Genomic DNA, 25918 nt, shown 5'->3' on the forward strand with positions numbered 1-25918 from the left:
CGGCAGGATCGCCAGCGTGCCGGACCGTCCGGCCGCCGTGTTTCCAGTCGGGATCCTGCATGACGTCGTCCCTGATCCACCGCACCGCGATCATCGAGCCCGGGGCCGAGATCGGCGAGGGCACCCGCATCGGCGCCTATGCCGTGATCGGGCCCAAGGTCCGGATGGGCCGCGACTGCATCGTCGGGCCGCATGCGGTGGTCGAGGGGCGGACCGAGATCGGCGACCGCAACCAGGTCTTCCAGTTCGCCTCGGTCGGCGCGCCGCCGCAGGACCTGAAGTACAGGGGCGAGGAGACGCGGCTGGTCATCGGCCACGACAACATCATCCGCGAATACGTCACCATCCAGCCGGGCGTCGGCGTCTCCGGCGGGCTGACCACGGTCGGCGACGGCAACCTGTTCATGGCCTGCTCGCACATCGCCCATGACTGCCGCATCGGCAGCCACGCCCAGTTCGCCAACGCCGCGACCCTGGCCGGCCATGTCGAGGTCGGCGACCACGTCCATGTCAGCGGCCTGGCTGGGGTGCACCAGTTCACCCGCATCGGCGCCCATGCCTTCGTCGCCGCCGGGGCCATGGTGGCGCAGGACGTGCCGCCCTTCTGCCTGGTCCAGGGCGACCGGGCACGCCTCGTGTCGCTGAACGAGGTCGGGCTGCGCCGCCACGGCTTCACCGAGCCGGAGGTGATGGCCCTGCGCCGCGTATTCCGCGCCCTGTTCCGCGGCACCGGGGAGAAGGCCGAGCGGATGGCGCGGGTCCGCCGCGACCATGCCGGCGACAAGGGCGTGGCCGAGCTGCTGGAGTTCCTGTCCGACACCAGGCGCGGGCTGGTCGCGGCCTGACGGCAACGGGCCGGCCTCTCGGCGCGTTGATGACTCGAAGCCGATCGTCGAGGAGGACGCCATGACCGCCGTGAGCCCGATCCAGGCCGGCATCGCCGTCGACGCGCCGCAGGATCGTGCCTTCGACGCCTTCACCCGGGAGATCGGGCGGTGGTGGCCGCTCGCCTACACCTATGCCCAGGCGGAGCTCGACACCGCGGTTATCGAGCCGCGGGCCGGCGGCCTCTGGTTCGAGCGCGACCGCGCCGGCCGTGAGACCGCCTGGGGCGAGGTCCGCGCCTGGGAGCCGCCGTCGCGGCTGGTGCTGTCCTTCGCCGTCAGCCCGGAGCGGGCGCCGGAGCCCGAGGAGCGGGCCAGCGAGGTCGAGATCCGCTTCGTGCCGGAGCAGGGGCGCACCCGGATCGAGCTGGAGCACCGCGACTTCGAGCGCCACGGCGACGGGGCGGCCCGGCTGCGCGACGGCATGGCCTCGCCCGGGGGCTGGCCGCTGATCCTCGCCGACTTCGCGCGGTACATCCGGGGTTGAGGACCAGCGCGTAGGTTGGGTTCGCGGACGCGAACCCAAACCCAACATGTTTTGCCCCTGTTGGGTTCGCCAGAGCGAACCCAACCTACGATGTCTCAGCCGACCGGCATCTCGTTTTCGATCCACTCGGTGAGCGACGCGTGCTTCGGCGCCCAGCCCAGTTCCGCCCGCGCCCGCTTGCCTCGAACCCGGCTGTTCGAGCCGAGCGAGTAGACGGCGTGGCCGAAGCCCAGCGTGGCGACGGCGTCGTCGATCGGCCAGGGCTGCGGCGCGCCGAGGCCGAGACGCCGGGCGAGCGCCGCCGCGGCCTCGGCGAAGGAGGCTTCGCCGTTCTCGACATAGGTGAAGGCGCCGGCCGGCGCGCGGTCCAGCGCCAGGGCATAGAGTTCCGCCATGTCGTCGACATGCACGTTCGACCAGATGTTCAGGCCGCGCCCGACATGCCGGACCACGCCGGATGTCCGTGCCGCGGCGACCAGCGTCGGGATCTGCACGCTGTCGGCATGCAGCCCGGGCCCGGTGCCGTAGATCAGGCTGTTGCACAGCACCACCGACCGCACGCCGCGCCCGGCAGCGTCGACGATCAGCCGGTCGATGGCGACCCGCGCGGCCTTGCCCGGCACCGGCTCGACCGGCGTGTCCTCGTCGTAGATCCGGTCCGAGGCCCATTCGCCGCGGGCGTCGTCGGCCACCACGCTGGTGCCGCTGGTGTGCAGGAAGGGCTTGCCGCTGCCGGCGAGGGCGTCGAGGAAGGCTTCGACCGCCGTCCGGTCGTCGGAATCGGCGGCGTTGACCACCGCGTCGGCCGCCTTCGCCTCCCGCGCCAGCAGCGCCGTGTCCGACAGTTCGCCCCGCACCGGCTCGATGCCCAGCGCCTGCAGCCGCGCCGCCTTGTCCGGCGACCGCACCAGGCCGCGGATCCGGTGCCCGTCTTTCACCAGCCGCAGGGCGACGGCGCCGCCGATATAGCCGCTGGCGCCGGTCAGGAAAATGGTCATGCCGATGCTTTCGTCCGCGTTCAGATCCTGAAGAAGATGGGGGCAGGGAACCTGTGTCGGGAAGCCATCCGGCCGGACAAGCTGGCATGAAGCGAATTCACAGACGGAAGCCCCGCAAACGGACAGGCCTGCTACGACGTGATCCGGTCCAGATCGTCGTAGAGAGCTTGGCTGTGGCGGTACAGCCGGTCGAACACCGGCTGCATCCGGGCGTAGCGCTTGGCCCAGGCGGGGTCCGGTTCGATCTCGGCGCCGTAGCGCACGAACGCCCCGGCCGCGTCCTGCACCGTGGAAAATCGGCCGGTGGCGGCGGCGACCATGGCGGCGCAGCCGACCACGCCGCATTCCGCCTCCTCCGGCACCAGGATCGGCAGGCCGGTGGCGCTGGCCTTGATCTTCAGCCACAGCCCGGTCTTGGCGCCGCCGCCGGAGGCGATCAGCCGGTCCAGCGGCCGGCCCGACGCCGCCTCCATCACCCGGATGTGGCGGGTGACGGCGAAGGCCACGCCCTCCAGCACCGCCCGGTGCAGCTCGGCCAGGCCGTGCCCGGCGCCGAGGCCGAAGAACTGCGCCCGGGCGTTGCGATGGGCGCCCAGCCGCTCGCCCACCAGATAGGGCAGGAACAGCAGGCCGCCGGCGCCCGGCGCGGCCTCGGCCGCCTTGGCGACGATCTCGGGATAGCCCAGCGCGCCCTCGTGGAAGGCGCGGCGGGCCCAGCGCATGGCGTCGCCGCCGCTCTCCAGCAGCACGAAGGGCCCCCAGCCGCCCTCGATCGTGGCGACGTTGCAGATCTCGGGGTCCAGCAGCGGCGCCTCGGTGATCAGGGTGATGATCGAGGACGTGCCGGTGACGTCGGAGACCAGCCCCGGCCGGCAGGCGCCCGAGCCCAGCAGCGCCATCGGATAGTCGGCACCGCCGACCAGCACCGGCGTGCCCGCGAGCAGGCCGGTCTCCACCGCCGCCGCTTCGGTGACGCCGCCCAGGATCTCCAGCGGCGACCGCAGCCGCGGCAGCTTGGCCGCGTCCAGCCCCAGCAGCGCGATCATGGCGGGCGACCAGTCGCGCGTCGCCGGATTCATCAGGAAGCTGCAGGACCCTTCCGTCGCCTCCATGGCGATCTCGCCGGTCAGGCGGAAATTGACCCAGTCCTTCGGCATCATCACCGCCGCCGCCCGGCGGTACGCCTCAGGGTTGTGGTCGCGGATCCAGGCCAGCTTGAAGCCCGGCCAGGCCGGGGTCGGCGGGTTGCCGCTCTCGGCCAGGTAGGTCGCAGGCGCATGGTCGCGCTCGAACGCCGAGACCAGATCCAGCGTGCGCTTGTCGTTCCACAGCGGGACGGTGTCGCGGGTCAGGGCGCCGGTGTCGTCGACCAGCACCGTGCCATGCATCTGGCCGCAGGCGCAGACCGCGGCGATGCGGTCGCGGGCGCCCTCGACCTGGTCCAACACGGTGCGCACCGACTGCACGACCCCGGCCCACCAATCGGCCGGCCGCTGCTCCGACCAGCCGAATTGCGGCACGATCTGCTCGTGCTCCCGCGCGGCGATGGCCAGGATCCAGCCGCCGTCATCGACCAGCGCCGCCCGCGCGCTGCCGGTGCCGACATCGATCGAAAGGGCGAGGTCTCGGGTCATGGCAGTTCCGTGCGGCAGGCCTAATGCCGGCGCAGCCAGCGCGTGCCGTGCTGCAGCAGCACGGCGATCACGATGATCGCGCCCATCAGGACCTGCTGATGATAGCCCGGGACGTTGGCCAGGTTCATGATGTTGCCGATCACGCCCATCACCATGGCGCCCAGCAGCGTGTTGATCATGCCGCCACGCCCACCCATCAGGCTGGCGCCGCCGATCACCACCGCGGCGATCACCGCCAGCTCGGCCCCGACCCCGACCTGGGCCGACCCGACGCCGGCCCGGGCGGTGGAGATGATGCCGGCCAGGGCGGCCAGCGCGCCGGAGATGACATAGACGGCGCAGACATAGCGCGGCACGGCGATGCCGGACAGGCGCACCGCCTCCTCGTTCGAGCCGATGGCCTGGACGATGCGGCCGAACTTGGTGAAGCCCAGCACCACCCCGCCGACGATGAACACGGCGAACATCAGCAGCACCGGCTGCGGCACGCCGAACAGGAAGCCGGCGCCGAAATCGGTGAAGGCCTGGCCGCTGTCGCCCAGCAGGATCGGCTGGCCGTTGGAGATGATCAGCGACAGGCCGCGCGCCGCCGTCATCATCGCCAGCGTCATGACGAAGGCCGGCAGGCGCAGATAGGCGACCAGGATGCCGGTGACCAGACCGCAGCCGGCGCCGGCCAGCACCACCAGCACGGTCGACGCCTCCGGCGACCATGTGGCCACCAGGTACGCGGACAGCACGCTGCCCAGCGCCGAGACCGACCCGACCGACAGGTCGATGCCGCGGGTCAGGATCACCAGCAGCATGCCGACCGCCATGATCCCGGTGCCGGAGATCTGGCGCAGCACGTTCATGATGTTCCGCTCGGTCAGGAAGGCGGGCGACATCAGATGCGCGCCGACGATCAGCAGCACGAAGATGCAGAAGGTACCGTAGCGGTGGAACAGCTCGCCGATATCGGTGCGGCTGCGCGGCTTGTCCGGCGTCCCGGCGGTCGTCGTGGTCATGCGTCAGCCCGCCATCCTCAGCTCGCCGTCGCGGCGGATCATCGCCAGCGACAGCAGGTTTTCCTCGCTGTAGCGCTCCGGCAGCAGCTCGCCGCGGATCTCGCCTTCGCCCATCACCAGCACCCGGTCGCACAGGCCGAACAGCTCCTGGTGCTCGGAGGAGATCACGATCACCGCCTTGCCATCGGCGGCCATGCGCTCGATCAGGGCGTAGATCTCGGCCTTGGCGCCGACATCGACGCCGCGGGTCGGCTCGTCGAGGATGATGACCTCGCCGCCGACATGGAACCACTTGGCCAGCACCACCTTCTGCTGGTTGCCGCCGGACAGGCTGGACACCGGCGCCTCGATGCCGGCGGCCTTGACCCGCAGGCTGCCCGCGAGGTCCCCGACCAGTCGCTTCTCGGCGACGCGGCGGATGAAGCCCAGCGGGTTCACCACCGGCTTCAGCCGGGCCATGGTGGCGTTGACCCGGATCGACAGCCCCAGGATCACGCCCTGGCCCTTGCGGTCTTCCGGCACCAGCCCGATTCCCGCCGCCACCGCGTCGAGCGGGGAGCGGATCGAGACTTTGCGCCCGTTTCGAAAAATATCGCCGCCGTCGCGCCGGTCGGCGCCGAAGATCAGCCGCGCCGTCTCGGTGCGGCCGGACCCGACCAGACCGCCCAGCCCCAGGATCTCGCCGGCCCGCACCGCGAAGCTGACGCCGCGCACCCGGGTGCCGGCGCGCAAGGCCTCGACCCGCAGCGCCTCCGCCCCCGCCTGGCGCCGCGACTTGTCGGCGAACATCGCCGACAGCGGCCGGCCGACCATCATGCGGATGACGTCGTCGATCCCGGCCTCCTGCGGCGTCACGGTGCCGACCGTGCGGCCGTCCTTCATCACCGTCATCCGGTCGGCGATGCGGAACACCTCCTCCAGCCGGTGCGAGATGTAGACGATGCCGACCCCGGCGCCGCGAAGATCGGCGATGATCCGGTGCAGCCGTTCGGCGTCGCGCGCCGCCAGCACCGCCGTCGGCTCGTCGAAGACGATGACGCGGATGTCGCGCGACAGCGCCTTGGCGATCTCCACCACCTGCTGGTGGGCGACGGCCAGGTCGCCGACCAGCCGGCGCGGATCGATGTCGAAGCCCAGCCGCTCGATCAGGGCGCGGGCCCGGCGGTTCAGGCCGCGCCAGCCGATCACCTTCGGCAGCTCGCGCATGAAGATGTTCTCGGCCACCGACAGGTCGGGCGCCAGCGCCAGCTCCTGGTGGATCACGGCGATGCCGCGCTGCAGCGCCTCGCGCGGGCCGCCGAACAGGACCGGCCGGCCCTCGATCCGCACCTCGCCGGCATCGGGCCGCATCTCGCCGCCCAGCACGCGCATCAGGGTCGACTTGCCGGCGCCGTTCTCGCCCAGCAGGGCATGCACCTCGCCGGGCCGCACCGTGAAGTCGACCCCGGCCAGGGCCCGGACGCCGCCGAAGGATTTGGCGATGCCGCGCAGATCCACCAGATCGGTCATGCTGTCCCTCCGGCAGGGCAGGGGCGGCGGGCCGGCCGCCGCCCCCGCTGATCAGAAGACAGCGTCGGGCCGGTAGTACTTGGCCACGTTGTCCTTGGTGATGGCATCGGGGGTGGTCAGGTCGGTCTTCGGGAAGTCGGCGGGCAGCGACCCGTCCAGCGCCTTCATGCCGACATCGACCGCGGTGCGCGCGATCAGGGCCGGGTCGTTCAGCCCGGTGGCGCCGTATTGCCCCTCCTGGATCAGCTGCAGCGCCTCCTTCTGCCCGTCGGCGGCGGCGACCAGCAGCACGTCGTTCAGCTTGCCCGCGGCCTCCAGCGCCTTGCGGGCGCCCAGCACCATCGAATCGTTCTCGCCGAGGACGACGTTGATGTCGGGATGGGCGACCAGCAGGTCCTCCATCGCCTTCAGCCCGCCCTCATGCGTCCAGCCGCCCCAGCCCTGGCCCACCACGGCGAAGCCGACCTTGCCGCCGTTGACCAGCTGGCCCTCGACCAGGCCGCGGAATACGCCCAGCCGGCGCTCCTGCCCGACGACATTGCCCTTCTCGCCGGAGAGCAGGGCGATCTTGAGCTCCTTGCCAGCGGTCGACTGCGCCAGCCACTGGCCGACCTGGAAGCCGTTCTGGTCGTTCGAGGACTGGATCAGGGTGATGTACTTGGCCTTGGGGTCGACCGTGCTGTCGATCGCCACCACCTTCACCCCGGCCGCGGCCGCGGCGTTGATGGCGGGGACCAGCCCCTGCGGGTCGGCGGCGTTGATGATCAGCAGGTTGACGCCCTTGGACACCATGTCCTCGACGTCGCCGATCTGCTTGCCCATGTCGTTCTGGGCGTCGGCGGTGGCCACCTGGCAGCCGGCCTTGGCGGCCTGGTCCTTGGCCGCGGCCTCCTGCGCCGCGAAATAGGGCGCGTTCAGCGTCTTCATCGAGATGCCGATCATGCAGTCCGCCGCCTGGGCGCTGCCGATCAGGAGGGCGGTCGTGGCCAGGCAGCCCGTCAACGCGGTCTTGAACATCCGGATCCTCCCTTGGTGCCCGGGCCTGTGCCGACCCGGTTCTGTAGTTAAAGTACCGAATCGATGGGTGGTCAATTCGATTCTGGGAATGAGGCGCTTGATTGACGCTTGAAACGGCTTTGAAACTGGCTCATTCATTCCGTGTCCGTAGTTTTGCTACGAAATCGGAGCGAACCATGCAGCTGCGCGAGCCGGGGCGATGCGTCATCGGCGTGACCGACGGGGGCCTCTCCGGGGCGACCGGGCGCTACGTCAAGACGCTCTCCGATCTCTCCGGCCTCTATGGCGACGCGGCGGCCTTTGCGGCGGCGGCGGCGGTGGGCGGCGACCGGATCGTCTACGAGGTGCAGGACTACCGGCCCTCCGCCGCCGCCGGCGACCTGATCTTCGGCGTCACCCGCATGGTGCCGGGCCGGATCGGGCGGGAGTTCTTCCTGACCCGCGGCCACATCCACGCCAGGGCCGACCGGCCGGAGATCTATACCGGCGAGGCCGGGCGCGGCCTGATGCTGATGGAATCGCCGTCCGGTGAGGTCCGCATCGTCGAGATCACGCCGCGCACCATCTGCTACGTGCCGCCCTACTGGATCCACCGCTCGGTCAATGTCGGGGATGGGGAGCTGGTGATGAGCTTCTGCTACCCGGCCGATGCCGGGCAGGATTACGGCATCATCGAGCAGGCCGGCGGCATGCGGCAGCGCATCCTGGACGACGGGTTCGGCGGCTGGGTCGCGGTCGACAACCCGGACTACCGGCCGCGGCCGCAGGCGCGGATCGACGCCCTGTTTGCGGCGCAGGGAGCCTGAGCATGGCCGCGTATCCGCCCGCCAGCCAGCCGACGCTGTACTTCATCGGCGTCACCACCGGCAAAAGCTCGATCATGAAGGTGTTCCCGGCCTGGGTCCGCGCGCTCGGCCTGGCGGACGCGGTGATCCGCGGCATCGACTTCCCGCTGCATGCCGACCCGGCGGCCTATCGCGAGGCCGTGACCTTCCTGCGCGACGACAAGCTGTCGCTCGGCGCCCTGGTCACCACCCACAAGATCGACCTGTTCCACGCCTGCCGCGGCCTGTTCGACGTGATCGACCCGCATGCGGCGCTGATGGGCGAGACCAGCTGCATCTCCAAGGCCGACGGCCGGCTGGTCTGCCACGCCAAGGACCCGATCTCCTCCGGCCTCGCCTTCGACGCCTTCGTGCCGGAAGGGCATTTCGCCGGCACGGGGGCGGAGCTGTTCTCGATCGGCGCCGGCGGCTCGACCATCGCCCTGACCTGGCATGCGATGCGGGCCCGGCGCGACCGGCCGTCGCGGATCGTGGTCTCGAACCGCAGCAAGGCGCGGCTGGACGAGATCCGCCGGATCCATGCCGAGATGGGCGCCGACGTGCCGGTCGACTACGCGCTGGCGCCCACGCCAGCAGACAATGATGCGGTGCTTGCCGGGCTGAAGCCGGGCTCGGTTGTGGTCAACGCCACCGGCCTGGGCAAGGACGCGCCGGGGTCGCCGCTGACCGACGCGGCGCGGTTCCCGCAGGGCGGGCTGGCCTGGGATCTCAACTACCGCGGCGACCTGGTGTTCCTGGACCAGGCCCGGCGGCAGCAGGCGGCGCGCGGCCTGACCGTCGAGGATGGCTGGACCTACTTCATCCATGGCTGGACCCAGGTGATCGCCGAGGTCTTCCACCTCCCGATCCCCACATCGGGCCCGCGCTTCGACGCGCTGTCCCGCATCGCCGCCGAGGCCGCGAAGGGGTAGGCTGCGGCCATGGACACGACCGACCGGCCCGCCTCGGCCAACATCCTCGAGGTCGTGCGGACGCTGAGGCCCGAGCTGCGCAAGTCGGACCGCAAGGTCGCCGACGCGGTGCTGGCGGACCCGGCGCGCGTGCTCAAGGCCACGGTGGCGGAGATGGCGCAGCTGGCCGAGGTCAGCCAGCCGACGGTGATCCGCTTCTGCGTCGCCATCGGCTGCTCCGGCTATCAGGAGTTCCGGCTGCGCCTGGCGCACAGCCTGGCGCTGGGCCTGCCGGCGACGCATTCGGTGCTGCTCGGCACCGACACGCCGGCGACGGTGGTCGACAAGATCTTCGACTACACCCTGTCCAGCCTGGACTGGGCCCGGAACCATCTCGACAAGGCCGCGGTCGAGGCGGCGGTGGCGATCCTGGAGACGGCCCGGTCGATCGCCTTCTTCGGCTTCGGCGCCTCCGGCATCGTCGCCCGCGACGCGCAGCAGAAATTCCCGCTGTTCGGCGTACCGTGCTCGGCCGAGCTCGATTCGCACCAGCAGATCATGGCGGCGTCGATGATGCAGCCGGGCGACGTCGCGGTGGTGATCTCCAACACCGGCCGCACCCGCTCGATCATCGAGGTGGCACGGACCGCGCGTGAGAACGGCGCCAAGGTGATCTGCCTGACCGGCACGGATTCGCCGCTGGTGCCCTACAGCGACGTGGCGCTGGTGGCCGAGACGCTGGAGAACACCAGCGTCTACACCCCGACGATCTCGCGCATCGCCGCGCTGGTGGTGATCGACATCCTGTCGACTGCCGTGGCCCTGCGCCGCAACGACACCCATTTCCAGCGCTTCCAGACCATGAAGCGCCGCCTGAACGAGCTGCGGTTCAACGAAAGGCTGTGAGGGAAGGGCGGGCTTCGTAGGTTGGGTTCGCTTCGCGAACCCAACCTACGTCTGGCCTCACCCCAGCTTCTTGATCAGCGCCATGGCCGCGGCCGGGGCCTTCGGCTTGAAGCCGTTGATCATGTAGAGGAAGACGTCGCGCTCCTTCGGCGGCTTCGCCTCGGGCCCGCCGACCGGCTTCAAATCGTCCGGCGCGCCGCCCCCGGCCCAGGCCTTGGCCCGCTTGGCCCATTGGTCGATCGCCTTCGGGGCGTAGCCGGTCTCTATCTCCTCCGAGGCGCGCTGCAGCCGGGCATAGACGAAGGGGGCGGTGATGTCCGGGATCTCCGGGAAACCCTCCTTGTCGGTCAGCACCACCGCCACCTTGTGGGCGCGCAGCATGTCGATGAAGTCGGGGGTGCGGAAGCTGTCGTGCCGGACCTCGACCACGTGGCGCAGGGCGTGGCCGTTGACCTCGTGCGGCAGCAGCTTGAGGAAGGCCTCGAAATCCTTCGGGTCGAACTGCTTGGTCGGCAGGAACTGCCAGTTGATCGGCCCCAGCTTCTCCTTCAGCTCGGTGATGCCGCTGCCGACGAAGCGGTCGATCGACTCGCCGGCCTCGGCCAGCACCCGCCGGTTGGTGGTGAAGCGCGTGCCCTTGACCGAGAACACGAAGCCCTCGGGCGTCTCCTCGCGCCATTTGGCGAAGGTCTCCGGCTTCTGCGAGCCGTAATAGGTGCCGTTGATCTCGATCGAGGTCACCTGCCGCGAGGCGTATTCCAGCTCGCGCTTCTGCGCCAGGCCCTTGGGGTAGAAGGTCTCGCGCCAGGGCTCGAAGGTCCAGCCGCCGATGCCGACGCGAATCCCCGATGCCTGCTTCGACGCCATGACGTCCTCCCCGTTGGCCTGTCCCGGACACTGGAACATAAGGCGAACGAGGAATCAAGCGCCGGCCGCTCGGGGCCGGCGCTTCATGCCGTTACAGCTTGATCTGCAGCTTGACGTCGCCCGGCCTTCCCTCGGCCGCCCGCTCGAAGGCCGTGATGCTGTCCTCGAAGCCGTAGGTGTGGGAGATCAGCGGCTTCAGGTCGACCTTGCCGGAGGCGATCATGGCGATGGCGCGGTCATAGACATTGGCATAGCGGAACACGGTCTCGATCCGCACCTCCTTGGCCGCGGCGGCGACCAGGTCGACCGCCACCGGCTCGACCGGCATGCCGATCACCACCAGGCAGCCGCCGGGCCGCACGGTGTCGAAGATGCCGGGATAGGCGCGCGGGCTGCCGCTGGCCTCGAACACCACATCGGCGCCCCAGCCGCCGGTCGCCTCGGCCACCGCGTCGGCCAGCTTGGTCTCGCGGATGTTGACGCCGGTGATGCCGGGGTAGCGCTCGGCGATCGCCAGCTTCTCCGGCAGCAGGTCGGAGATCAGCACCCGGCTGCAGCCGCCGGCCAGGGCGGCGAGGGCGGCCATGATGCCGATCGGCCCGGCGCCGATCACCACGGCCAGGTCGCCGGGCTGGATCCGTGCCTTCACCGCCGCCTGCAGGCCGACGGCGAAGGGCTCGACCATCGCACCCTCGGCGAAGGAGACGGTGTCCGGCAGCTTGAAGGTGAAGCCGGCGGGGTGCACCACCTCGGGCGTCAGGCAGCCATGCACCGGCGGGGTGGCCCAGAACACGACGCTGGGATCGACATTGTAGAGGCCGAGCTTCGAGGCCTTGGAGGTCAGGTCGGGGATGCCCGGCTCCATGCACACCCGGTCGCCGGGCTTCAGGCCGGTGACGCCGGCGCCGACCTCGGTGACGGTGCCGGCCGCCTCATGGCCCAGCACCATCGGTTCCTTCACCACGAAGGGTCCGATCCGGCCATGGGTGTAGTAGTGCACGTCGCTGCCGCAGACGCCGACGGTGTCGATCCTGATCCGGACGTCGCCCGGCCCGAGGGTCCGCGGCAGGTCGATCTCGCGCAGCGACAATTCCCTCTGCCGCTCCAGGACCAAGGCACGCATCTCACATCCTCCCGAATTGGCCGGACGCGCTGCCGGCCCCTGACACTCCCCTTGGTACGATATTTTGCCGGGGATGGGGAAGGTGGTGCTGCACAGATGTTTAACGCCGGTTACCAATGTTCATGGTGTCGTCCCTCGCTCTGGTGGGGACGACACCATGAAGGATGCCGGGCAGGCTCCTCAGGACACCAGTGCGAGATAGTCCCGCTTGCCGATCTCCACGCCTTTGTGGCGCAGGATGTCGTAGGCGGTGACGACGTGAAAATAGAAGTTCGGCAGCACCATGTTGAGCGCGTAGTTGCGGCCGGTGAAGTCCATCTTTCGGTCGCGGATGGGGATGGTGATCGTCTCCTCCTCGCGGCCGTCGATCTGGCCGGGTCCGACGCTCTCCAGATAGGCGATGGTCTTGGCCAGCCGCTCCTGCAGCTGGGGCAGGGTGGTTTCGTTGTCCTCGAAGGGCGGCGGCGTCAGCCCGGCCAGGCGGGCGGCACCGAACTTGGCGGCGTCGCTGACCCGCTGGATCTGGCCCGACAGAGGATACATGTCGGGGGCCAGGCGGGCGTCGACCAGCGTGGCGGGGTCGATCCCGCCGGCCTCGGCATGGGCGGCGGCCTTGTCCAGCAGCTTCGACAGCATGCGCAGCTTCGGCAGCATCACGCCGACCGAGATCTCGTGCAGGGAGAGGGGCAAGGGAGTGCTCCGATGAAATACGGGCGCCGCATCGGCCCGGGCGTTCGGCGGCGGATGATTCCTCCGCCCTCGACTCGGTTGCGGTCAAGCGCCGCAAGGGCTCGGCTTGACCGATCCCATCATCGTCTGTACCAATTGGTAAAGTCTGTTCCGTTCGGTACAACTCGGAGAGCCGACATGACCGCCGACCGTCCGCCGCTGCCGCCCTTCACCCGCGAAACCGCGATCCAGAAGGTCCGCATGGCCGAGGATGCCTGGAACAGCCGCGACCCGCAGCGGGTCTCGCTGGCCTATACCGAGGACAGCCGCTGGCGGAACCGGGCGGAGTTCCCGCAGGGCCGCGCCCAGATCGTCGAGTTCCTGACCCGGAAATGGGCGCGGGAGCTGGAGTACCGGCTGATCAAGGAGCTCTGGGCCTGGGAGGGCAGCCGCATCGCCGTCCGCTTCGCCTATGAGTGGTGCGACGATTCCGGCCAGTGGTACCGCTCCTACGGCAACGAGAACTGGGAGTTCGACGCGCACGGGCTGATGCGCGCCCGCCACGCCTCGATCAACGACCGGCCGATCGCGGAGGCGGAGCGCAAGTTCCACTGGGACCGGTCCGGCCCGCGGCCGGCGGACCATCCGGGGCTCAGCGACCTGGGCCTCTGACGGTGCCGAGGATCGTCGCCGAACGCACGGATGTGCTGCCCGCCCTGGCCGAGGTGTTCCGCGAGCACGGCTTCGAGGGCGCCAGCCTGGCCCTGATCGGCCAGCGCACCGGCCTGGGCAAGGGCAGCCTCTACCACTTCTTCCCGGGCGGGAAGGAGGAGATGGCGGCGGCGGTGCTGGCCGAGATCGACGCCTGGTTCGCGCAGCACATCTTCCGCCCGCTGCGGGAGGAGGAGCCGCGCCGCGCGGTGGCGGAGATGGTCCGCGCGGTCGACGGCTATTTCCGCTCCGGCCGCCGGGTCTGCCTGGTCGGCGCCTTCGCACTCGGCGATGTGCGCGATCGCTTCGGCGACGCCATCCGCGGCTACTTCGCCGCCTGGACCGATGCGTTGGTGCAAGCCCTGGCACGGTCCGGCCTGCCCGAGGACACGGCCCGGGACCGGGCGGAGGAGGCGGTGGCGGCGATCCAGGGCGCCCTGGTCCTGGCCCGGGCGCTCGACGAGCCCGCCGCCTTCCGCCGCTCGCTGGACCGGATCGAGGTCCGGCTCATGGCGACGTGAGCGGGTCCTCGCGCAGGAACGCGATCAGCGCCTCGGCGGTCTCTTCCGGCCGCTCTTCCTGCAGCGCGTGGCCGCAGGGCAGGGCGCGGCCGCGGACATCCGCCGCCTTGTCCCGCCAGGTCGCCAGCACGTCATAGAGCTCGCCGACCACGCCCTTCGCGCCCCACAGCGCCAGGAGCGGCGCCTCGATGCGACGGTCGGCATCGGCGGCGTCGTGCTCCAGGTCGATCGTGGCGGCCGCGCGGTAGTCCTCGCAGATGGCGTGGACCGCGCCGGGCCGGCGGTAGCAGCGCAGATACTCCTGCACCAGCGCCTCCCGCGGCACGCCCGGGGTCCGGCTCTGCCCGGCCAGATGGTGGCGCAGGTAGAATTCCGGGTCGGCCTCGATCAGCCGCTCCGGCAGCGGCGCCGGCTGGATCAGGAAGAACCACCAGAAGTACCGGGTGGCGAAGGCCCGGTCGGTGCGGGCGTACATCGTCGCCGTCGGCGCGATGTCCAGCACGGCGATCCGGCGCACCGCCTCCGGATGGTCCAGCGCCATGCGGTGGGCGACGCGGCCGCCGCGGTCGTGGCCGACCACGGCGAAGCGGTCGTGCCCCAGGGCGCGCATCACCGCCACCTGGTCGGCCGCCATCGCCCGCTTCGAGTAGGCGGCGTGGTTCTCGCCGCCCTCCGGCCGGGCGCTGTCGCCGTAGCCGCGCAGATCGGCGGCGACCACCGCGTGCCCCGCCTCGACCAGCAGCGGCGCCACCTCGCACCAGGTGACGTGGGTCTGCGGATGGCCGTGAAGCAGCAGCACCGGCGGCCCGTCCCCGGCGCGCACGCCGTGGATGCGGAGGCCGGGCGCGGTCTCGATGTCGAAGGGCGTGAAGCCGGGCATCAGGTCCTGGGTCATGGGCGACATTCCAGCCCCTCAGCGCCGGAGCGGCAACTGGTACCGATACTCGTCGCTGGAACCGCCCTTGAAATGGTCGGCGTCGCGGACCAGCCCGGTCCGCTCGAAGCCCAGCGCCTCGACCAGAGTGACCGAGGCCGCGTTGCGGGTGTCGATCGAGGCGCCGATCGCGGTGATCGCCGGCTCGGCCGCCAGCGCCTCGACCACGGCGCCGACGGCGCGGCGGCCGATGCCGCGCCCCTGGCGCCCACGGAAGACGAAATAGGCGATGTCGGCCGCGCCGCCGCTGCCCACCGTGGCCTCCACCAGCCCGGCATAGGTGCCGTCGGCGGCGACGCGGACGGCCCAGTTCAGCCAGGCCTGGTCCCCGGCCGGCGACCGCCGCGCCGCCAGTCGCTCGAACCGGGCGCGCAGCGCCGCGGCGTCGGCCGGCGGCTGCTGCGGGATGAAGCGGTAGAGCGCAGGGTCGGCCAGGCCGTCGAACAGCGGCTCGGCATGGCCGGGCCGAAGCGGTTCCAGCCGCAGCTCCCCGGCGGCGAGCGGCGTCTCCGCCAGGGCGGCGATGGCCGGGGCTGGGGTCAATGCGGCCGGCTGGGGGCGGGCTGCGAAAGCCGGTCGACGGCGGCGATGCCGATCGCCGACAGGATGAACACGCTGTGGATCACCGTCTGCAGGATGATGCCGGTCTCGGTGTAGCCGGTGTTCTCCGGCGACCCGACATTGCCGGCGCCGATGAAGGTGCGCAGCAGGTGGATCGACGAGATGCCGATGATCGCCATGGCCAGCTTGACCTTCAGGATGCTGGCATTGACGTGGTCGAGCCATTCCGGTTGGTCGGGATGGCCGGTCAGCCTGAGGCGGGAGACGAAGGTCTCGTAGCCGCCGACGATGACCATGATCAGCAGGTTCGAGATCATCACCACGTCGATCAGCCCCAGCACCACCAGCATGATCTGCTGCTCGGTGAAGTCGATCGCGTGGATCACCAGGTGCCACAGCTCCTTGAGGAACAGGAAGGCATAGACCGCCTGGGCCACGATCAGGCCGAGATAGAGCGGCAGCTGCAGCCAGCGCGAGCCGAAGATCACGGCGGGCAGCGGGCGCAGCTTGTGCGGCGTCGGATCGAGGGAGGCGTCGCGGGCCTGCGGCATGATCGGCTCCAGAAGGAAGGTCGGGCGCTCTTATACAGGCGCGACGCAGCCCGGCGGAGAGGGATTCTCCGAAAGCCGGCCCTGCGCCTCGATTCGTCGGGGGTGCCATTCTTTCGACAAACATGATAGGTTTGAATGGCTTGTCGTCGATCCCTGTGATCACGATGTAACAAAGGGCGCTTGTGCCCGGGGGAGTCTGGAGGGGGCCTGCCATGGCCGGTTGGGGACACTGGCTGAGGACCGCGGCGACGCTCGGTCTGGTCGCCGGAATGATCGCCGGTTGCGGCGGCGACAAGCCTCGGCCGTCCGGCGGCAACATCGCCTATTGGGAGCCGCAGATCCAGAAGGCGTCGAGGCGCTTCAACGTGCCGCCGGAATGGATCCGCGAGGTGATGCGGATCGAGAGTGGCGGCCGGTCGACCTGGAAGGGCGGCCAGCCGATCACCAGCTCGGCCGGGGCCCAGGGGCTGATGCAGGTGATGCCGGCGACCTATGAGGAGCTGCGGGTCAAGCACGGGCTCGGCCGCGACCCCTATGACCCCGAGAACAACATCATGGCGGGCACGGCCTATATCCGCGAGCTGTACGAGATGTACGGCTCGCCCGGCTTTCTCGGCGCCTACAACGCCGGTCCCGGCCGCTACCGGCAATATGTCGAGGACGGCCGCAGCCTGCCGCCGGAGACCCGGCGCTACATGGACCTCGTCGGCCCGCAGATCGCCGGCATCGACCCGGGCTCCAGCCGGCCCGACCGGATGACGCAATACGCCGAGCAGCAGATCCAGAACCGGGTCGACGGCGCGATCCAGGCCCGCACCGGCCAGCCCGGCAGCCGGTCGCCGGTGGTGATGGCGATGGCGCCGATCCCCGACCGGCTGGCGCCCGAGGAGCAGGGCACGATGGCACGGGTCGACGCCGCCATCGCCGACCGCACCGGCCAGCCGCTTCCGGTCCAGGCGGTGCCGGTCCAGCAGGTGCCGGCGTCGCGCCCGGCCGTGGTGGCGATGCAGCCGATCCCCGACCGGGTGGCGCCGATCCCGGCGGCAGCGCCGGTCCGCCAGGCCGCGGTGCGGCCTGCTCCGGTCCGGATGGCACCGATCCCGGACCGGCCGCAGGTCGCGCCGGTCGACGACGTGCTGCTGGCGATGGCGGCCTCGCAGCCCGAGCGGCCGAGCGCCGCCCCGGCGGCGCCGCGGGCGGTCGCCCAGCCGCAGGCCCGGCAGGCCAGGGCGGCGCCGGCGCCCGTCCCGGCTCCCGTGGCGGTGGCGCCGACCCGGGTGGCGGCGACGGCCCCCGCCGCGCCGGCTCCCGTTCGGCGTCAGGCCAGCGGCCTGCCCACCGGCTGGTACGTGCCTTCGGCGCCGGGGAAGTAGGGGCTGAGCTCCGGCCGGGGACGACGCTCAACTCGCCGCCATCCGGCCACGACCCGGATCGTGCAGGTGGGCTGCCGCATCCCTATTCATGCCGCCTGCAGCCACTGCCGCCGGCCCGGCCGCTGCCGACCTCCGTGGAATCCGAGAGCCTTCCCGATCCGAAGCCGCATACCTCGGACGGAGGATGGTTGTCGATTTCGATGAGGCTGTGTCCCTATTTTAGGCTAATTCATCCAAAATGAGATCTTATGCATAGTTTGCCGGAGTGCGGCCGGCATAAAATATTATTAAAAGTCGATGCAATTTATACCAATAATACGCGAATAATTGATCCTGGGTGGCCAAAATAAACCGAAATGCGCACTATGTTCGTGCCGCTCCGCAGAAGAAGACCTCCCCTTGCTGACGATCAGGCTTGCAGCGGGGCGGCATCAACCGAAGGAGCACGTCATGACCCCCAGCGTCGCCATTCCTGAGCCAGTTCAGCAGCAGCCCCTTGTGTTCGGACGGCAGTCCCAGGCGCTGGAAGCGCGGGAGCCGGCCCATCTCGAAGTGGCCCGCAGCCGCTACCAGAACCTGGTCGTGGAGCTCGACCCGATCGACCGGATCTACTGGTGCCTGATGCGCCCGGAAGGGCGCCCGAGCTTCACGCCGGAGCTGATGCGCGAGGCCAGCGACATGCAACGGTCGCTGCAGCGGCTGTTCGCCGATCGCGCCGACGAAGCGCAGACCCCGTTCGACTACTATGTCTCCGGATCGACCGTGCCCGGCATCTTCAATCTGGGAGGAGATCTCGGCCTGTTCGGGGAGAAGATCCGCAGGGGCGATCGCGAAGCCCTCCGTCGCTACGGCCAAGCCTGCATCGAGATCGCGTACCGCACCGCGACCGCCTTCGACCTGCCGGTGGTGACCATCGCCCTGGTCCAGGGGGACGCGCTGGGCGGCGGCTTCGAAAGCGCGCTGGCGCACGATCTCATCATCGCCGAGCGGCAGGCGAAGATGGGTCTGCCCGAGATCCTGTTCAATCTGTTCCCCGGAATGGGCGCCTACAGCTTCCTGTCCCGGCGGCTGGGCATGGTCGCTGCGGAGAGGATGATCACCAGCGGCCGGGTCTACACTGCGGAGGAGCTGCATGAGATGGGCGTGGTCGACGTCCTCGCGGAGACCGGGCAGGGGGTGGAGGCGCTGCGCGCCCATGTCGGGCAGCAGCGGCGCAAGCACAACGCCCATCAGGCTCTCTATCGGGTGCGGCGACGGGTGAACCCGGTGACGATGTCCGAGTTGAACGACATCGTCGACATCTGGGTCGAGACGGCTCTGAGGCTCGGTGAGGCGGATCTGAAGAAGATGGAACGACTGACGGCCGCCCAGGACCGTCGTCGAGCAACCACGACGATGCCGCTTGCCGCCGAGTGATGCGACCGGCGTCGTCCGTCCGCCGCAGGGAGGGGTGGACGGACGGTTGGCCGGCCGGGTCCGGAGCCGTGCTCTTCCGGATCCCTAGCCGTTCGTTGCCGATCGCGCGGCGGCACCGCGCCGCCGCAGCAGGATCGGCCGCACCCGCTCGAGTTCGGCCGCCAGGCGACGCATGTGGGCAAGGCCGTTGCGGGCGAGGTCCGGCGCGCTGATCCCCTGCCAGTCCTGGCAGAGATCCGACAGGCCGCGGGCGCCGATATTCGCGGTGGCGCTGCGCATCGCATGGGCATTCGCCCTGAATTGCAGAGCATCCCCCTTCTCCGCCGCCACCCGCAGCTCCCCGGCGACCGTCTCGATATCCGCCAGGAAATCATCGATCAGCTCGATCAGGAAGTCCTTCCCGCCCAGGGCCTCGAGCCGGTCCAGGACGCGCATGTCGACCACGGCCGGGCCGGCTTGCGGCAAAGTCGTGACGTTGTCCGGCAATGTCGGCTGCAGCTTCGGCTGCGCCGCCGGGGCATGTCCGCCTAGGACATCCTTGATCGCCGCGAACAGCCTCTCCGGCTCGATCGGCTTGGTCAGGCAGGCGTCCATGCCGGCTTCGGCGCAGCGCGCGGCCACGCCTGGCGTGGCGTCTGCGGTCAGGGCGACGATCGGAACATGCGGCCGGTCCAGCGCGGTGAAGCGGAACAGCTTCGTGGCCTCGATGCCGTTCATCACCGGCATGTTGATGTCCATCAGCACGAGGTCGAAGGTCGCGGCGTCGAGCGCGTCGAGGGCGGCCTCGCCGTTGGCCACCAGCTGGACCTGGTGGCCGGCCCGCGTCAGGATCTCCCGCAGGACCTTCTGATTCATGCGGTTGTCGTCGGCGACCAGGATGGACAGGCTACGCCCTAGCGGGGCGTGGCGGCCGATCGCCACGATCTCCTCCTGGCGGCCATGAGAGCGCCCGGCCTGCACGATCCGCAGGGCGATGCCGAGGGTCCGGGCGTCCGCATCCGCCGGTATCGTCGTGGCGAAAACCTCCCTCAGGTCGCGCGGCGGCTCCTCGCCGGCGGCTGGGTCGTCGAGCAGAATCGAACGGGCGGACGGGGCTGCGCGCAGCGCGGCAAGGGCCGAGGCCCGTCGCTTCGGGTCGTCGGGCAGGACGCGCCGATCCACGATCAGGACCGCGGTCTCGTCGGCCGAGCCCAACGGAGGCCAGGACAGCGCCGCGTCGATCGAGCCGAAGGTCTCGACCGTGCCGGCCGTCGGCGTCAGCAGCGGCATCAGCCGACCGATCAGCGCGACGTCGCCGGCGACCACGCCGAGCTCGGAGATCGGCTCGACGGTGGGCTGCGTCCCGGCATCGCCCGCGCGGTCGAAGTCGAGGGTGAACCAGAAGGTGCTGCCGGCGCCGGGGGTGCTGTCGACCCCGATCTCGCCGCCGAGCAGGGTCACCAGCCGCTTGCAGATGGCGAGGCCGAGCCCGGTGCCGCCGAAGCGGTCCATGATCGAGGCATCGGCCTGCCGGAAGCTCTCGAAGATATGGCTTGAGGCTTCCGGCGCGATGCCGATGCCGGTGTCCGAGACCTCGAAGCGCAGCCGCGGCCGCTCGCCGAGGCCCGCCTCGGGCCGGACGGAGATCACCACGCTGCCGGCTTCGGTGAACTTGACGGCATTGCCGAGCAGGTTGAGGACGATCTCCCTCAGGTGCCGCTCGCTGCCCCGCAGCCGGAGGGGCACGCGATGGTCGATATGGATGGCGAGGTGCAGGCCCTTGGGGCCGGCCTGGGCCAGGACCATCGCCCGCATCTCCGCCAGCATCGAGGGCAGGTCGAAATCGGCGGCCTGCACCGTCATCTGCCCGGCTTCGATGCGGGAGAAGTCCAGGATGTCGTTGATCAGAGTCAGCAGCTGTTGGCCGGCCGAGACGACGGTTTGCGTCATCTCCCGTTGGGACGGATCCAGCCTGGTGTCGTGCAGCACCGATCCCATGCCGATGATGGCGGTCAGCGGGGTCCGCAACTCATGGCTGACGCTGGCCAGGAACATGCTCTTCGCTTGGCTCGCCTCTTCGGCCTGCTGTTTGGCCCGGGAGAGCTTGCGGATCAGCACGGCGGCATAGAACGGCAGCAGGATCAGCCCGCCGATGAATCCGATCGAGAGGGCGGTATGCTGGGACCAGAAGGGCGTCACCGCGATCATGGCCACGCAGAAGGCGAGGCCGATGCCGGTGGCCAGGGCCAGGAACGGAATGCCGAAGCGGAAGCCGTTGCCGAGAACCACCCAGAAATAGAGGGGAAAGAGAAAGGACGCCGCCTCGCCGCGGATATACATCTCGCAGAACAAGGCGCCGAAATCGCCGATCATGGCGATCGTCCGGCGAATATGGGACACGCCGGGCCGGAGGGCGATGTGCCCGAGGATGAGGAGGCTGAACGTGATGTAGACGACGAAGACGATGAGCTCGTCGAGGCCGAGATTCCCGGTTGCGAGCAGATAGATCAGCGTCGCGGTCGAGAGCACGAGCCCGTTGAGCCGCATCTCATGCTCGCTGTCCGGGCGGGCCCGGAAGCGCTGCACGACGCGCCCGACCAGTGATCTCGAACCTGCCGCTCGTCGCGTGTCGGTCATCGCTCGCAAGGACTCCGTCCTGCCGGCGCGCTCATCCCGTCCGACAGCAGCTGCGCTGAACCACTATAGTCAAAATCAGATGTCACAGGGCCTGTCCATCTGCCTCCGGGAACCGCAGAACTCTTGCAGCGGCGCTCCGGCTTGAGCTCGATGAAATGGAATTCCGATTTTCATAGGGATCCGGCATGTGTGTCGACTTGGTTTGTTTTGGAGTTTCCTCCCCTTCGACGGTCGAGTCCAGGCCGAGGTCGCGGCCGGGATTATCGCGAACTTGTATGATCATGATCCGGAGGCGGCTTCCCGGGGGCGGCATGGCGCTGTGCACGAAGCGCCTCGGCCCTTCTCGGATGTGAGATTTCGGGAACATCGTCGATCATCTTCAGCAGTCGTCGGCCGGCCGAGACCACCCGCCGCGTCATCTCCCGCTGCGCGGGATCGAGCTTGGTGTGCTGCAGCACCGATCCGGTGCCAACGATGGCGGTCAGAGGCGTGCGCAGCTCGTGGCTGACGCTGGCGAGGATGAAGTTTGTCTCCTGGTTCGCCGCCTCGGCCTGCCGCTTCGCCTTTGACAGCTGGCGGATCAGGGGCACGGCGGCGAGCGGCACCAGCACGATGCCGCCGAACAGACCGGCCGAAAGAGCTGTCTGACCACCCCAGAACGGCGTCGTCGCTACCACCGCGCCGAAGGACGCCAGGCCAACACCTGTGGCGAGAGCCAGGAACGGGATGCCGAAGCGGAAGCCGTTGCCCAGGATGACCCACAGATAGATCGGGAACAGGATCGTGGTGACCTCGCCCCCGATATGCATCACCAGAAACAGGGCGCCGAGGTCGGCGAAGATGGAGAAGATCCGGCGCGGCCGGCAAATGCCGGGATGCCACAGGATATGCGCCAGGACGGCCAGATTGAATGCGATGTAGACGGGCGGAACGATGATGATGCCGGAATCATGGCCGACCGTCCCCAGAAGATAGACCAGGATGGCGGTTCCGAAGATCACGCCGTTGAACCGCATCTCGTGCTCGCTGTCCGGACGGGTCCGGAGGCGCTGCAGCATGCGTCCGATCCAGTGTCTGGGTCCGGCCAGCCGTCTGCTCTCCATCATCTCTGAGATCGCTCCAGCCGCATAGGACATGCCGCCCCTGACTGAGCCGGACGGCCAGATACTCGAGGAAAGCGCAGGGCCGTGCGGCACGGGCGCCGCGCCTCATCCCGGCCCCACATATAAGCCATTTCGAGCCGTTCGCGACGTCCATACCGTTCGGCGGGACTGTCCAGGCGGGATCATGGCCGGGACGGAGGATGTCCTCCGTTATCGCCGCCTTCCTGGGGCTGGCCGCCGGGGGGCGCCTGCGGCCGACCAGCATCGGCCCCGGCCAAACGGGAGCCGTTGGGGATACCGTCGATCAACGTCATCAGCCGCTCCCCGGCCGCGACCACCCTCCGGGTCATCTCGCGCTGCGCCGGGTCGAGCTTGGTATCCTGCAGTACCGACCCGGTGCCCAGGATGGCGGTCAGCGGCGTGAGCAAATCGTGGCGGACGCTCGCTAGGAGGAGTTGGCTCTCCCGGTTCGCAGCCTCCGCCTCCTGCTTAGCCTGCAGCAGCCTGCGGATCAGGGGCACGGCGCAGAGCGCCACCAGCAGCATGCTGCCGAGCAGCCCCGCCGACAGGGCCGGCTCCGATCTCCAGAATGGCGTCGTCGTCACCAGGGCGCCGAAGGACGTCAGGCCCGCGGCCGTGGCCAGGGCCAGGAACGGGATGCCGAAGCGGAAGCCGTTGCCCAGGATCACCCAGAGATAGATCGGGAACAGGATCGTCGTGGCGTCGTCGCCGAGATGCATCACCCAGAACAGGGAGATGAAGTCGTTGAGGATCGAGAAGATACGGCGCGGACGGCAGATGCCGGGATGCAGCAGGATATGGGCGAAGACGCAGACGTTGAGCGACATGTAGGCCGACAGGACGATGATCGCGGCCGGATCGGCGGCGCCTCGGCCCAGCAGATAGATCAGGATCGCGATCGCGAAGCCGGTGCCGTTGAACCGCATCTCGTGCTCGCTGTCCGGACGGGCCCGGAGGCGCTGCAGGATGCGTCTGGCCAGGGATCCCGGTCCCGCCCGTCGCCTGCTGTCGGTCATGGTCATGCTCACTCCAGCTCCACGGCACGGCCGCGCCGCCGGAGACTACGCCGAACTGTCAAACCTGGGGAACGGTTACGAAACCCGTCCGTCCGCCGGCCATCCACGGACGAAGTCCCGCAGCTGGTCGTCCGGCATCGGCCTGGCGAAATGAAATCCCTGGACCTCGTCGCAGCCCAGCCCGCGGACGGTCTCGAGCTGCTCCGGAGTTTCCACCCCTTCGGCGGTGACGTCCAGGCCGAGATCGTGGCCGAGATTGGTGATGGCGCGGACGATCGCGGCATCTCCGGGGCTGCTCTCCAGGTTGCGGATGAAGCTGCGGTCGATCTTCAGGCGGTCGACCGGGAAGATCTTGAGGTAGCTGAGCGAGGAATACCCGGTGCCGAAATCGTCGATGGCGAAGCGGATGCCGAGGTCGCGCAGCTCCCGGATCTTCCCCGCCGCCGATTCCGCGTTCTGCATCAGCACGCCTTCGGTCAGCTCGAGCTCCAGGTCCGGCGCGGCCAGGCCGGTGTCGTCCAGGGTCTGCCGGATCAGCTGGCTGATATCCTGCTTGCGGAACTGCAGCGAGGTCAGGTTGACGCCGACGCGCAGCGACAGCCCGTCCCTGGCCCAGGCCGTGGCCCGGGCGCAGGCCTCGCGCAGCACCCAGGTGTTCATGGCGATGATCAGACCGCTTTCCTCCGCCGCCGGCAGGAACTGCGCCGGCAGCAGCAGGCCGCGGGTCGGGTGCTGCCAGCGCAGCAGCGCCTCGGCGCCGATGATCCGGCCGCTGCGCAGGTCGATCTGCGGCTGGTAGTGCAGCACGAACTGCTCGCCCTCGACCGCGGCCCGGAGCTCGGCTTCGAGCGCCACCGCGTCCTGGATGCCGGCGTTCAGCTCGGTGGCGAAGAAGCGGTGCTCGCCCGGCCCGTCGGCCTTGGCCCGGTACATCGCCAGGTCGGCGTTGCGGAACAGCTGGTCAGGATCGTTCCCATCCTGCGGATGCAGGGTGATGCCGATGCTGGCGGTGAGCGAGACGGTGCTGTCGTTGCGGATGTGCGGCCGGGCGATCTCCTGCAGGATCTGCGCCGCCGCCGCGGCCGCATCCTCGCTCCGCGCCACCCCCGGCTGCAGCACCGCGAACTCGTCGCCGCCGAGCCGGGCGACGATGTCCCCCGGGCGCGCCATCAGGATCAGCCGTCGTGCCACCTCCTGCAGGATCTGGTCGCCGAAATGGTGGCCCAGCGCGTCGTTGATCGATTTGAAGCGGTCGAGGTCCATGAACTGCAGGGCGAAGGGCGCGTCGGGATCACGGGCCAGGATCCGGCGGATCCGGTTCAGGAGATGCACCCGGTTCGGCAGGTCGGTCAGCGCGTCGTGGTTGGCCAGGTGGTGCAGATGCTCCTCGGCGAGCTTGCGGTCGGTGATGTCGAGCGCGGTGGTCAGGACGCTCACCACCTCGTTCGACGGCCCCCGCAGCGGTGCCTTGCTGGTCAGGAACACCTGCCGTACGCCGCTGCGCTCGACCACCTCCTCATAGCTCGGCAGCGGCTCGCCGGAGGCGAAGACCAGCTGGTCCAGCTGCAGGCTGCGCCCGCCGCGCTCCCGCCCGAACACGGCGGCGACATCCTCGCCGACCAGGGCTGCGGGGGTGGAGCCGCTGATCGCCGCCTGATAGGCGTTGACGAAGACGCAGCGGCCGTCGCGGTCGGCGGCGCTGATCATCGCCGGCAGGGTGTCGATCACCTGGGCCAGCGCGTCGCGGCTGCTGCGCAGCGCCTCCTCCTGGCTGCGCTTGGTCCGCTCCAGCTCGCGCTCCAGCGTCGCGGCGCGGCGCTTGACCCGCTGCTGCTGCCGCCGCAGCCGCAGCAGGTTGCGGGCCCGGGTCACGAATTCGTGATGGTCGACCGGGCTCTGCAGGAAATCGGTGGCGCCGGCCTCCAGCGCCTGCAGCCGGAAGCTGCGGTCGTCGTAGGCGGTGATGACGATCACCGGCACGTCGGCGACATGCGGGTTGCCGCGCAGGCGGCGGGTGAACTCGGCGCCGTCGAGATTCGGCATCTTGTAGTCGGCGATCACCAGGTCCGGGGTGTGGCCCGACAGCCAGTCGAGCGCCTCCAGCGGGTCGCCGAACGCCTGCACCGTCACCTGGCTCTCGAGCGAGGCGGCCAGCCTGGAGAAGATGTTCCGGTTGGTGGGCCGATCATCCAAGATGACGACGAGCGACATTCCCGCTTCAGCACTCCCCTGTCGAGCCCGCCTCTGTCGAATCCGACA

General features: G+C 69.7%; 24 protein-coding genes. 9 read left to right on the plus strand and 15 right to left on the minus strand.

Annotated elements, in window-relative coordinates; genetic code table 11:
- Positions 1–59: 59 nt before the first annotated feature.
- Both lpxA and ACFW16_RS18515 read left to right on the plus strand, forming a co-directional pair.
- Positions 60–845 carry an acyl-ACP--UDP-N-acetylglucosamine O-acyltransferase gene (lpxA, locus tag ACFW16_RS18510; protein WP_380307614.1) on the plus strand — a complete coding sequence of 262 codons (786 nt, stop codon included), beginning with the start codon at positions 60–62 and terminating at the stop codon, positions 843–845.
- Between the two features lie 61 nt (positions 846–906).
- Positions 907–1371 carry an SRPBCC family protein gene (locus tag ACFW16_RS18515; protein ID WP_380307616.1) on the plus strand — a complete coding sequence of 155 codons (465 nt, stop codon included), beginning with the start codon at positions 907–909 and terminating at the stop codon, positions 1369–1371.
- Positions 1372–1466: 95 nt separating this feature from the next.
- Here the strand turns inward: ACFW16_RS18515 and ACFW16_RS18520 are convergent, their stop codons facing one another.
- The 5 genes from ACFW16_RS18520 to ACFW16_RS18540 all read right to left on the minus strand — a co-directional run bounded on the left by ACFW16_RS18520 (position 1467) and on the right by ACFW16_RS18540 (position 7536).
- On the minus strand, positions 1467–2369 hold the full coding sequence (locus tag ACFW16_RS18520) for an NAD-dependent epimerase/dehydratase family protein (protein WP_380307618.1): 903 nt from the start codon (positions 2367–2369) through the stop codon (positions 1467–1469).
- A 131-nt stretch (positions 2370–2500) separates the two neighbouring features.
- Complete coding sequence (locus tag ACFW16_RS18525) at positions 2501–4003, minus strand: FGGY-family carbohydrate kinase (protein WP_380307620.1); 1503 nt, start codon at positions 4001–4003, stop codon at positions 2501–2503.
- A 20-nt stretch (positions 4004–4023) separates the two neighbouring features.
- On the minus strand, positions 4024–5010 hold the full coding sequence (locus tag ACFW16_RS18530) for an ABC transporter permease (RefSeq protein ID WP_380307622.1): 987 nt from the start codon (positions 5008–5010) through the stop codon (positions 4024–4026).
- 3 nt (positions 5011–5013) lie between these two features.
- Positions 5014–6519 carry a sugar ABC transporter ATP-binding protein gene (locus ACFW16_RS18535; RefSeq protein ID WP_380307624.1) on the minus strand — a complete coding sequence of 502 codons (1506 nt, stop codon included), beginning with the start codon at positions 6517–6519 and terminating at the stop codon, positions 5014–5016.
- A 51-nt stretch (positions 6520–6570) separates the two neighbouring features.
- Positions 6571–7536, minus strand: coding sequence for a substrate-binding domain-containing protein (locus ACFW16_RS18540; protein WP_380307626.1), 966 nt, complete (start codon positions 7534–7536; stop codon positions 6571–6573).
- A gap of 176 nt (positions 7537–7712) precedes the next feature.
- Here ACFW16_RS18540 and ACFW16_RS18545 point away from each other — a divergent pair, with 176 nt between their 5' ends.
- From ACFW16_RS18545 to ACFW16_RS18555, 3 genes are read left to right on the plus strand one after another with little or no spacing between them, the layout of a single operon-like run.
- Positions 7713–8342: a glucose-6-phosphate isomerase gene (locus tag ACFW16_RS18545; RefSeq protein WP_380307628.1), complete on the plus strand. Its 630-nt coding sequence runs from the start codon at positions 7713–7715 to the stop codon at positions 8340–8342.
- A gap of 2 nt (positions 8343–8344) precedes the next feature.
- The gene (locus ACFW16_RS18550; protein WP_380307630.1) at positions 8345–9292 is read left to right on the plus strand and encodes a shikimate dehydrogenase family protein; all 948 of its coding nucleotides are present in this window, start codon (positions 8345–8347) and stop codon (positions 9290–9292) included.
- A 9-nt stretch (positions 9293–9301) separates the two neighbouring features.
- Positions 9302–10177 (plus strand): SIS domain-containing protein, encoded by an 876-nt coding sequence (locus tag ACFW16_RS18555; protein WP_380307632.1) that lies wholly within the window; start codon positions 9302–9304, stop codon positions 10175–10177.
- Between the two features lie 57 nt (positions 10178–10234).
- Here the strand turns inward: ACFW16_RS18555 and ACFW16_RS18560 are convergent, their stop codons facing one another.
- The 3 genes from ACFW16_RS18560 to ACFW16_RS18570 all read right to left on the minus strand — a co-directional run bounded on the left by ACFW16_RS18560 (position 10235) and on the right by ACFW16_RS18570 (position 12857).
- A complete protein-coding gene (locus ACFW16_RS18560; RefSeq protein WP_380307634.1) occupies positions 10235–11044 on the minus strand; it encodes a DUF72 domain-containing protein in 810 nt (269 codons plus the stop codon).
- A gap of 91 nt (positions 11045–11135) precedes the next feature.
- The gene (locus tag ACFW16_RS18565; protein WP_380307636.1) at positions 11136–12167 is read right to left on the minus strand and encodes an NAD(P)-dependent alcohol dehydrogenase; all 1032 of its coding nucleotides are present in this window, start codon (positions 12165–12167) and stop codon (positions 11136–11138) included.
- 180 nt (positions 12168–12347) lie between these two features.
- Complete coding sequence (locus tag ACFW16_RS18570; protein ID WP_380307638.1) at positions 12348–12857, minus strand: DUF1993 family protein; 510 nt, start codon at positions 12855–12857, stop codon at positions 12348–12350.
- Between the two features lie 177 nt (positions 12858–13034).
- On the opposite strand from ACFW16_RS18570, the gene ACFW16_RS18575 reads away from it, so the two are divergent.
- A complete protein-coding gene (locus ACFW16_RS18575; protein ID WP_380307640.1) occupies positions 13035–13508 on the plus strand; it encodes a DUF1348 family protein in 474 nt (157 codons plus the stop codon).
- A 2-nt stretch (positions 13509–13510) separates the two neighbouring features.
- A complete protein-coding gene (locus tag ACFW16_RS18580; protein ID WP_380307642.1) occupies positions 13511–14068 on the plus strand; it encodes a TetR/AcrR family transcriptional regulator in 558 nt (185 codons plus the stop codon).
- On the opposite strand, the gene ACFW16_RS18585 is transcribed toward ACFW16_RS18580, so the two are convergent.
- The 3 genes from ACFW16_RS18585 to ACFW16_RS18595 are packed head-to-tail and all read right to left on the minus strand — an operon-like array spanning position 14055 to position 16114.
- Positions 14055–14963, minus strand: coding sequence for an alpha/beta fold hydrolase (locus tag ACFW16_RS18585; protein ID WP_380307644.1), 909 nt, complete (start codon positions 14961–14963; stop codon positions 14055–14057). The two genes, ACFW16_RS18580 and ACFW16_RS18585, sit on opposite strands and share 14 nt — an antisense overlap.
- An 18-nt stretch (positions 14964–14981) precedes the next feature.
- Positions 14982–15545, minus strand: coding sequence for a GNAT family N-acetyltransferase (locus ACFW16_RS18590; protein ID WP_380307646.1), 564 nt, complete (start codon positions 15543–15545; stop codon positions 14982–14984).
- Positions 15542–16114, minus strand: a complete 573-nt coding sequence (locus ACFW16_RS18595; protein WP_380307648.1) for a TIGR00645 family protein — start codon at positions 16112–16114, stop codon at positions 15542–15544. Before ACFW16_RS18595 ends, ACFW16_RS18590 begins: the two co-directional genes overlap by 4 nt.
- 212 nt (positions 16115–16326) lie before the next feature.
- On the opposite strand from ACFW16_RS18595, the gene ACFW16_RS18600 reads away from it, so the two are divergent.
- Positions 16327–17487 carry a transglycosylase SLT domain-containing protein gene (locus tag ACFW16_RS18600; RefSeq protein ID WP_380307650.1) on the plus strand — a complete coding sequence of 387 codons (1161 nt, stop codon included), beginning with the start codon at positions 16327–16329 and terminating at the stop codon, positions 17485–17487.
- A gap of 450 nt (positions 17488–17937) precedes the next feature.
- Positions 17938–18903, plus strand: coding sequence for a crotonase/enoyl-CoA hydratase family protein (locus ACFW16_RS18605; protein WP_380307652.1), 966 nt, complete (start codon positions 17938–17940; stop codon positions 18901–18903).
- An 84-nt stretch (positions 18904–18987) separates the two neighbouring features.
- On the opposite strand, the gene ACFW16_RS18610 is transcribed toward ACFW16_RS18605, so the two are convergent.
- The 4 genes from ACFW16_RS18610 to ACFW16_RS18625 all read right to left on the minus strand — a co-directional run bounded on the left by ACFW16_RS18610 (position 18988) and on the right by ACFW16_RS18625 (position 25870).
- A complete protein-coding gene (locus tag ACFW16_RS18610) occupies positions 18988–21519 on the minus strand; it encodes an ATP-binding protein (RefSeq protein ID WP_380307654.1) in 2532 nt (843 codons plus the stop codon).
- 260 nt (positions 21520–21779) lie between these two features.
- Positions 21780–22577: a sensor histidine kinase gene (locus tag ACFW16_RS18615; protein WP_380307656.1), complete on the minus strand. Its 798-nt coding sequence runs from the start codon at positions 22575–22577 to the stop codon at positions 21780–21782.
- 227 nt (positions 22578–22804) lie between these two features.
- The gene (locus ACFW16_RS18620; protein ID WP_380307658.1) at positions 22805–23665 is read right to left on the minus strand and encodes a histidine kinase dimerization/phospho-acceptor domain-containing protein; all 861 of its coding nucleotides are present in this window, start codon (positions 23663–23665) and stop codon (positions 22805–22807) included.
- 69 nt (positions 23666–23734) lie between these two features.
- Positions 23735–25870: an EAL domain-containing protein gene (locus tag ACFW16_RS18625; protein ID WP_380307660.1), complete on the minus strand. Its 2136-nt coding sequence runs from the start codon at positions 25868–25870 to the stop codon at positions 23735–23737.
- Positions 25871–25918 lie beyond the last annotated feature (48 nt).

The organism is Inquilinus sp. NPDC058860 (genome assembly GCF_042743185.1).
Lineage (GTDB): Bacteria > Pseudomonadota > Alphaproteobacteria > DSM-16000 > Inquilinaceae > Inquilinus.